General features: G+C 34.8%; 8 protein-coding genes and 1 pseudogene. 5 read left to right on the top strand and 4 right to left on the bottom strand.

The features are described from left to right. Both RMR19_RS10450 and RMR19_RS10445 read left to right on the top strand, forming a co-directional pair. Positions 1 to 598 (top strand): tRNA-dihydrouridine synthase (locus RMR19_RS10450; protein WP_310603436.1); only part of this gene is annotated, 598 nt, incomplete at its 5' end. A 47-nt stretch (positions 599 to 645) separates the two neighbouring features. Then, the gene (locus RMR19_RS10445; protein ID WP_310603435.1) at positions 646 to 1,551 is read left to right on the top strand and encodes a radical SAM protein; all 906 of its coding nucleotides are present in this window, start codon (positions 646 to 648) and stop codon (positions 1,549 to 1,551) included. 83 nt (positions 1,552 to 1,634) lie between these two features. Here RMR19_RS10445 and RMR19_RS10440 read toward each other — a convergent pair whose 3' ends face one another. Further along, a complete protein-coding gene (locus tag RMR19_RS10440; RefSeq protein ID WP_310603434.1) occupies positions 1,635 to 2,081 on the bottom strand; it encodes a hypothetical protein in 447 nt (148 codons plus the stop codon). A gap of 128 nt (positions 2,082 to 2,209) precedes the next feature. Between RMR19_RS10440 and RMR19_RS10435 the strand changes: the two genes are divergently transcribed. Then, positions 2,210 to 4,081, top strand: a complete 1,872-nt coding sequence (locus tag RMR19_RS10435) for a hypothetical protein (protein WP_310603433.1) — start codon at positions 2,210 to 2,212, stop codon at positions 4,079 to 4,081. A 79-nt stretch (positions 4,082 to 4,160) separates the two neighbouring features. Here RMR19_RS10435 and RMR19_RS10430 read toward each other — a convergent pair whose 3' ends face one another. The 3 genes from RMR19_RS10430 to RMR19_RS10420 form a co-directional block, all read right to left on the bottom strand. Then, on the bottom strand, positions 4,161 to 4,304 hold the full coding sequence (locus RMR19_RS10430) for a hypothetical protein (protein ID WP_310603432.1): 144 nt from the start codon (positions 4,302 to 4,304) through the stop codon (positions 4,161 to 4,163). Between the two features lie 168 nt (positions 4,305 to 4,472). Next, the gene (locus RMR19_RS10425; RefSeq protein WP_310603431.1) at positions 4,473 to 5,825 is read right to left on the bottom strand and encodes an MATE family efflux transporter; all 1,353 of its coding nucleotides are present in this window, start codon (positions 5,823 to 5,825) and stop codon (positions 4,473 to 4,475) included. Next, positions 5,809 to 6,264 carry a MarR family transcriptional regulator gene (locus tag RMR19_RS10420; protein WP_310603430.1) on the bottom strand — a complete coding sequence of 152 codons (456 nt, stop codon included), beginning with the start codon at positions 6,262 to 6,264 and terminating at the stop codon, positions 5,809 to 5,811. Before RMR19_RS10420 ends, RMR19_RS10425 begins: the two co-directional genes overlap by 17 nt. A 316-nt stretch (positions 6,265 to 6,580) precedes the next feature. Between RMR19_RS10420 and RMR19_RS10415 the strand changes: the two genes are divergently transcribed. Next, complete coding sequence (locus RMR19_RS10415) at positions 6,581 to 7,402, top strand: Ig-like domain-containing protein (protein WP_310603429.1); 822 nt, start codon at positions 6,581 to 6,583, stop codon at positions 7,400 to 7,402. A gap of 148 nt (positions 7,403 to 7,550) precedes the next feature. Beyond that, positions 7,551 to 7,707: pseudogene (locus RMR19_RS22025) on the top strand (low specificity L-threonine aldolase); the annotation flags it as partial.

Here is a 7,707-nt window from a genome sequence, read left to right as displayed (position 1 = left end):
GGAGCTAGATGAATTTTTAGAGAAAATATTTACAGAGTGTGAGATGAAGATTTCGGTGAAAACTCGAATAGGAAAGGATAGTCCAGAAGAGTTTGAACGCTTACTTGAGATCTATAACAAATATAAGATGGAAGAATTGATTATCCACCCAAGAATTCAGAAGGATCAATATAACAATAAGCCAAATCTAGATGTGTTCGAAACAGCGGTGAAATATAGTAAGAATCCGTTGTGTTATAATGGCGATATCTGCAATGCCAGCGATTATGAAATGATTACAAAACGTTTTCCTACAATAGACCGTATTATGATAGGGCGAGGTTTTATTGCAAATCCAGAACTAGTCTTGGAGATTATGAAAGAAGCAAAGAAAGATAAGAAAGTTTGGAAAGCGTTTCATGATGAAGTGTATCATGGTTACCAAGAGATTATGTCTGGTGATAGGAATGCATTATTCAAGATGAAAGAATTTTGGTTCTATATGAATCGAATGTTTACAGAGTCTGAAAAGTATGCGAAGAAGATAAGAAAAACACAGAAGGCAAGTGAATATGAAGAAGCGGTAGAAGCTCTATTTCGTGAGCAGGATTTGCTATAATAGAAGAATAAAAAAGAAAATATAGGAGATTGAAAAGAGGAACATAAATGCGTAAAAAACATTTAGAATCATGCCAGTTATGTGCTAGAAATTGTAAAGTAAATAGAGTCATTGGAGAACTTGGTGTCTGTGGGCAAACAAGTGAGATTGTGGTAGCACGAGCAGCACTTCATATGTGGGAAGAGCCTTGTATATCTGGTGATGCTGGATCAGGAACTGTGTTTTTTAGTGGCTGTAATATTGGCTGTGTATTCTGTCAAAATCAGAATATAGCAACAGGATTGGCGGGAAAGAAGATTGCAATAGAGCGATTAGCAGATATCTTCTCTGAATTAGAAGAAAAGGGTGCGAATAATATAAATCTTGTAACACCAACACACTATGTACCTCAGATTGTGGACGCAATTAATCAAGCGAAGAAAAAGGGGATTAAAATTCCCTTCGTATATAATACAGGTTGCTATGAGAATGTTGAGACAATCAAGATGCTTGATGGATTGATTGATATCTACCTGCCAGATATGAAATATAAGAGTGAGGCAATGAGTCAGAGATATTCTCATACAAGAGATTACTTTCAAGTTGCAACAAAAGCATTGCGTGAGATGATATCACAAGTAGGAATGCCTATCATAGAGGAGGAGTCTGGAATTATGCAACGAGGTGTAATTGTAAGACATCTCTTACTTCCGGAAGGGCTTGAGGACTCGAAGAACGTGGTACGCTATCTGTATGATACATATCATGATTCGATATATATTAGTTTAATGAATCAATATACACCACTGCCACAAGTGAAAGAATATCCTGAGATAAATCGCAAAGTAACGGAAAAGGAATACGATGAATTAGTTGATTTTGCGATTGAACTTGGAGTTGAGAATGGTTTTATACAAGAAGGGGAAACGGCGACAGAGAGTTTTATTCCAGAATTCAATCTTGAGGGAGTATAGGATATCGAAGTAGCCGATAAAATAGAGACTAAAAAGAGTTATAGGGCTTTTTGGTCTCTATTTTTATGGATACATTTGCGTTTTTAAGTAGGTGGGTTTGGATTATCTGTTGCATCCGAGATACAATCCTGTAGTTGTTTTTCATAACTTTGCCATAGGGATTCGAATGTAATCATGTTCTGTGCACTTGCATAAGCGCGGTTTAAAGATAGGATGAGTTCTTCAAGTTCTTCATTTACAAATTGATAGTAGCGATTGATTTTTAGTTGTATAGCTCTACATGCAGGTGTGAAATATGTTTTTGTTATATCTTCTCTATTTTCATTAATGGTAGTTAGTCGGGTTTCTCGTATGCTTTGCCCGTTTCTATATTCTTGTACAGCGCGATTTAAACTATCAAGTGAAAGCTCTAAACTAGGAATGACTTCATTTTTGACAATATCAAAAGCAGCGTTAAAATACTGTAGTTCATCTTGGAAGATTACTTTTACTAATTTATTAATATCTTGCTCGTTAGATTGAAAGTCCATGGCAGATTCCTTATTGCTATTTTGTATAATATATGTAAGAAGAATCTTGTATTATGACAACAAAGAAAAAACGTATTTTTAATATTTCTATCATATAGTAGTAATGAATGATTTGTAGGGTGGGAAGTATGAATAATTATGATATATTTGAAAAGATGAGAAATCGTTCTTCTATGTATCTTGCCTCGAATAAAAAATTGCAATGTAGTATAGATTGTGGAATAGACATAAGAGATATACGGCTTTTTGAAGTTAAAAATCAGACGTATGATACAATTGCAAAGAATTTATATGCAATTGAGAACGTATTGGATGCCATGCAATTTCAAAACATTACCTATGTCTATCTTATACGAGGAACTGGTACAAAGATTCATTATTATTATGGAGTAGCACCAGTATTAAATGATGAAAAGCGAATGAGTGATATCTTGAATGAGGTCAAAAGAGGGGAAGAGATACTGGTTGCGAATTTTGAAGCGAATTTTGTGGGCTCACAAATGATAGAATTGACGAGTAAGGAAAGAGAAGTTTTACATAGAGAACTGCGAACGAAGCAGTTTTGTACAGTACTTGAGGGGGTTCCTGGTATAATAAATCCCCATTCTACGACATTAGGGATTGATTGTTTTGCGAGTACAATGGAAAGGGAAACATTTCTTGTTATGGTTTTAGCACAACCATTGGCAGAGAGCGAAGTAAATGAAATTGTATTGAATCAGCAGGCAGTACTTGATAGTCTTGTACCATTAATTGACTACTCTAAGATCAATCAAAAGAGCAGTATAAGTGAAGTTGCAGGTTTTTCAGATAGAAACAATGTCAATACCACATCACATACGAATACGTCAGCGGAGCAATTGCAATTTCAACTTTACGCTGCGAGTAGTTCCGTTCCATTAAAGATGGAAAGAGGTTCGTTGCAGCAATTGGAAGATTTGTTCTTTATCAACGGTGTTGCGAATGATGATTTGATGGAGTTGATGAACGCATTATTTCTTGAACAGCAAAGGAAAACGAGACAAAACGGGCAGAAGGAAAAAGTAGAAGTCGAGATGCAATCGCTACAAAATAGTAGGGGATGTAAAGGAGGGGGTACAGATAGGGGGAGAAATGCATTTGCAATGCCAGTGTTTAGAAGAAACAATGCGAATACAAGAGGAAACAATAGAAATCGGAATAATGCTGTGCCTTGTAAGAAATCAGAGTATAAGATTACAGAGAATAATGTAGATCTTGTCGGTGATACCATTAGAAAACATCTTCCTAATATAGAAGCTAATGTAGTACCAAAAGACGAGATGCAGTTACGTGTGCAAGAAGCGAAAAAAGAGAATGAGGAGTCTGGTTTTGATGAGGTAGAAGATTTGACAGTGGATTTATTCAGAGGACAGAATGAATTTACATTGGCAAGCATTAATAGACAAGATAGCAGGGCAAATGTGAGAGCGAATTCATGTTCTACAAATAGTAAGATAGCAGCGAATAAGAGGGAGGCGTGTACGAATATATGTAGCGTGACAGAACGATATACAAATCAGGCAGTTAGTTCGTGGAATCGTTATCTTGTTGATATTGTAAATGCAAGATTGGTTTATGGGGAGAATAGAGGAATCTATGTATGTAGTACAACAGTGTTTGCAAACAGCCAAAGTGAGCTTGCGAAAACAGTAGCAGCTTGGAAGGGAATGAACGAATATGATATTGTAAGTAAAGTTCCGATAACAGAAACAATGCTGCATAGGAATACGAATCAATATAACAACATTGTGAATTTTCGAATACCAAAATATTTTTATTCTGATCGTAATCGAGTTTTGCAGATACCATATGAGGAAACACTTGCAAGAAGTGCCTATTCGCAAATTACGGCAGGTAATTATATATATGGAGGCAATTGGATTTCAAGTAAGGAATTAAGGTATATAACGGCGTTGCCTTTAAGAAGAGCGGGAACGTTGTTTGTAAGTGATGAGGATAAGAATCGGAATAATGGATGAAGAAAAGCTACTGCTCTATAGATTTGCTCTATAAAGTAGTAGCTATTTTGTATGATTTATAAAAGCGATTTATGTGGTATTAATCGTATATAGAAATCTTATATTTCATTTTACGATGTATCTTCCAACCAATTACACCAAACAAGCTGATAACACAATATAATGTTGTTATGATACCAAGTCCGCCGCCAATAATTGCTATTAATGCTAAAACAATTCTCATTTCGAGCCCTCCTGATTTATGTAGTTATTTCATATTAGGTAACTTTTCAAGACGATGTCTCTTAAGTTACCCACTATGTCGTTTGAATATCTCTACAATACATATTATCAAGTTTGCTAAGAAAATGAAATAATTCACACCATTCTTTAGCGGAATCTAAACACGAAGCTAAGCCTTTTCTAATATTTTTTTGAAAGTAAGAGTGAATATAGTACCAGTTGTCAATGCAGCTAAAATATCTGCAATTGGCTCTGCGTAGTAGATTCCCATAACTCCAGTAAATTTAGGGAGAATTAATGCAAGTGGAATAAGTAAAATTATTTTACGAAGCAATGCTAAGAAAACAGAAATCTTTGCTTGGCCCATTCCCATGAATGCGGATTGACAAGCCATTTGGATACCAAAAATCCAAATACCAGCCATGAATATTGGAAGCACTTTAACAACAAGGGCAATGTATTCTGCGTCGGTTGTAAACATACGAGCAAACACTTGAGGGAACATTACAACAGAAAGAGTAGCTAAAACGGTTATTGTAAATGTAACAATAAGAGTGTAGCGGAATGTATCTTTAATACGTTGGTGATTTTTTGCACCATAGTTATAACTGATAATTGGTTGCGTTCCCATTGTAATACCTTGCGTTGGTAGAACAAATAATTGCATTACACTTTGAAGAATTGTCATAGAACCAACATAAACATCACCACCATAATGTTTTAATCCACTATTGAATACAATGTTAATTAAACTTTCTGTAGCTTGCATAATGAAAGGTGAAACACCAAGAGCGGCAATGCTTCCGATGATTTTCCAGTTTGGTTTCATGTTCGGTAATTTTATTCTTAAGCTTGAGCGTTTCGATAATAGGAAGGAAAGAACCCATATAGCACTACATCCTTGAGAAATTATAGTAGCAAGGGCAGCACCCTTTACACCCATATTACAACCGAAGATGAATACTGGGTCAAGTGCAATGTTAATAATAGCACCGATTAAAACGGAAAGCATAGCAGTTTTTGCTTGACCTTGACAAGAGATAAATGTATTAAGACCAATAGAAAACTGGACGAAAATAGTACCAAGCAAATAGATGTTAAGATAATCAAGTGCATAAGGGATTGTATTATCGCTTGCACCAAAAGCATATAATAATGGTTCTTTAAATAGCATAAATACAATTGTTAATATAACGGAGAATGTGATTAGTATGGTAACGCCATTACCAAGAATCTTCTCGGCTCGTTTTTTATCACCTTTTCCTAATTGGATAGAAGCTAATGGTGCACCTCCTGAACCTACAAAAGCACTAAAGGCAGATATAAGCATTATAATAGGGAAACATACGCCAAGTCCAGTTAATGCAGTTGAACCGACTTCTGGGATATGACCGATGTAGATACGGTCAACAATGTTATAAAGTACGTTAACAACCTGTGCAATAACGGAAGGTAGTGCAAGGCTAAGTACCAATTTGCTGATTTTTTCGGTTCCTAATCTGTTATCAATATTTGTGTCCATAATTATCATTCTCCTCTTCAAGATTTTGTTTCATTCGTAATAGTAAAGAATACATTAATGTTTCTTCTTCTGTGGAAAAACCATTAAAATTTATTGCATGCATTTCTTCTAATAATGTAGTACCATCTTGTTGAATATTCTTTGCAGAATCCGTTAATTGAATTCGGATTTCGCGTCGATTATTTTCATTTCTTTGTCTTCTGATTTGCCCAAGTTTTTCTAATCGATCGAGCATAGTAGTCAATGTTGTGTTTGCTAGATTTGTACGAGCACTTAATTGGCTTATTGTAATGTCATCCTCTAACCAAAGTTGATATAATATGTTGATTTGAGATCCGTTTAGGTCTTTGAATGAGGTAGATTTTAGTTTCTTTTCGATGATTCTGCTTTGCAATTGCTTAATCTGTGCTAATAAAATTCCGACTGGCATATTTGACATGGTATATTCACCTCCTGTTATTTTTTGATTATTATCCGTTTGGTAAATTCCGAAGAGGAAAATTACTAAATAAGATATTCCTATGTAGTAATATACTACCTAGTAATTAAAAAATCAACATTCATTTATAAAGTTTTTATTAAATAATTTAATCAAACATTAATCAAACTCACATAGTATAGAGTGGCAATATATGGTACAATAGATTATGACAGTGAGGTTTTGAGAGAATAAGTAGGCGTCGCTGGCTAGAGTAGAGGGAATCTCTATAAAGAAAATATGCATAATGTATAATTGGGAAAGGCGAGGAAAACGTATGAGAAGATTAAAAACAAAAATTATGGCAATTGCATTAGCTTTTGCAGTAGGTGTATCAGCACCAGCTACTTTTGCAACAAATAACACAATAGTTGCAAGTGCAGCGACAATTAAATTGAATAAGACGAAAGTATCGTTAACGGTTGGAAAGACAGAGCAATTAAAGTTAAGTGGAACGAAAAAAGCAGTTACATGGTCTTCTAGTAAGAAAACAGTTGCAACGGTAAGTAAAACGGGAAAAGTTACAGCGAAAGCAGCAGGTACAGCAACAATTACAGCAAAATCAAATGGTAAAAAGTATACTTGTAAAGTGACAGTTACTGCTAAGAAAGCGACAGCAAACGAAAAAACATATACACTAGATACTGTTACATTCAAACTTCCAAAAGATGTTACAGTTGAGAGTGGGACAGAGGGAACATTAAGTATGGCTTCTGTTGAATTAAAAAGCTGCGAGGATTCTTCTATTTTGATATCAAATATCAACCTTGAAGGGGAAGAGATGGATTATGATTTATGGAAAGAAACAATCCAAGAGACAATGGAAGCGCAGATTGAACTGTTGAAATTGCTTTCAGAAGATGAAAACATTGTTACAGATTTTTCATGCAAAGAAGTGACAACGACTATTGGAAAAGGACTTTACACTACATATACAATAAATGCAGACGCAGAAGTTGCTGGATATGTAAATATATATGATATATTTACGAATGATCATTGGGTAGAAGTTATATATATGAATGGGGATCTTGGTGACACACAATGCTTACAAGCTTCTTTTGATATGATAATGAAGACAATTGCGATTGTAAAATAATAAAGTATAGTTTTATATATTGGCTATAATACATATAAGTAAGTACGAATTTGAATGTAGTTTGAATTCGTACTTGCTTTTTGCGTATCCTGAGCATTAAAATAGAGTGAGATATATTCTTAAGAGATGTAGAAGGAGAACGAAAATTATGATTCGATTTGAATGCGATTATGCGGAAGGAGCACATCCTTTAATTTTGCAGAAGCTGATAGAGACGAACGAAGAGCAAACACCAGGTTATGGAGAAGATGTGCATTGTGAGAATGCAAGAAAGTATATAAAAGAACAATGTGGATATGACGATA

Origin of the sequence: Anaerosporobacter sp. (genome assembly GCF_031551385.1) — a bacterium.
Classification (GTDB): domain Bacteria; phylum Bacillota; class Clostridia; order Lachnospirales; family Lachnospiraceae; genus Anaerosporobacter.
Note: the sequence above shows the minus strand (reverse complement) of the source record. Positions and strands in the feature narration are given on the sequence as shown.

Bases quoted from the DNA above. Each gene is read 5' to 3' on its own strand.
- RMR19_RS10445 (WP_310603435.1), top strand. From the start codon at position 646: ATGCGTAAAAAACATTTAGAATCATGCCAGTTATGTGCTAGAAATTGT.
- RMR19_RS10440 (WP_310603434.1), bottom strand. From the start codon at position 2,081: ATGGACTTTCAATCTAACGAGCAAGATATTAATAAATTAGTAAAAGTA.
- RMR19_RS10435 (WP_310603433.1), top strand. From the start codon at position 2,210: ATGAATAATTATGATATATTTGAAAAGATGAGAAATCGTTCTTCTATG.
- RMR19_RS10430 (WP_310603432.1), bottom strand. From the start codon at position 4,304: ATGAGAATTGTTTTAGCATTAATAGCAATTATTGGCGGCGGACTTGGT.
- RMR19_RS10425 (WP_310603431.1), bottom strand. From the start codon at position 5,825: ATGGACACAAATATTGATAACAGATTAGGAACCGAAAAAATCAGCAAA.
- RMR19_RS10420 (WP_310603430.1), bottom strand. From the start codon at position 6,264: ATGTCAAATATGCCAGTCGGAATTTTATTAGCACAGATTAAGCAATTG.
- RMR19_RS10415 (WP_310603429.1), top strand. From the start codon at position 6,581: ATGAGAAGATTAAAAACAAAAATTATGGCAATTGCATTAGCTTTTGCA.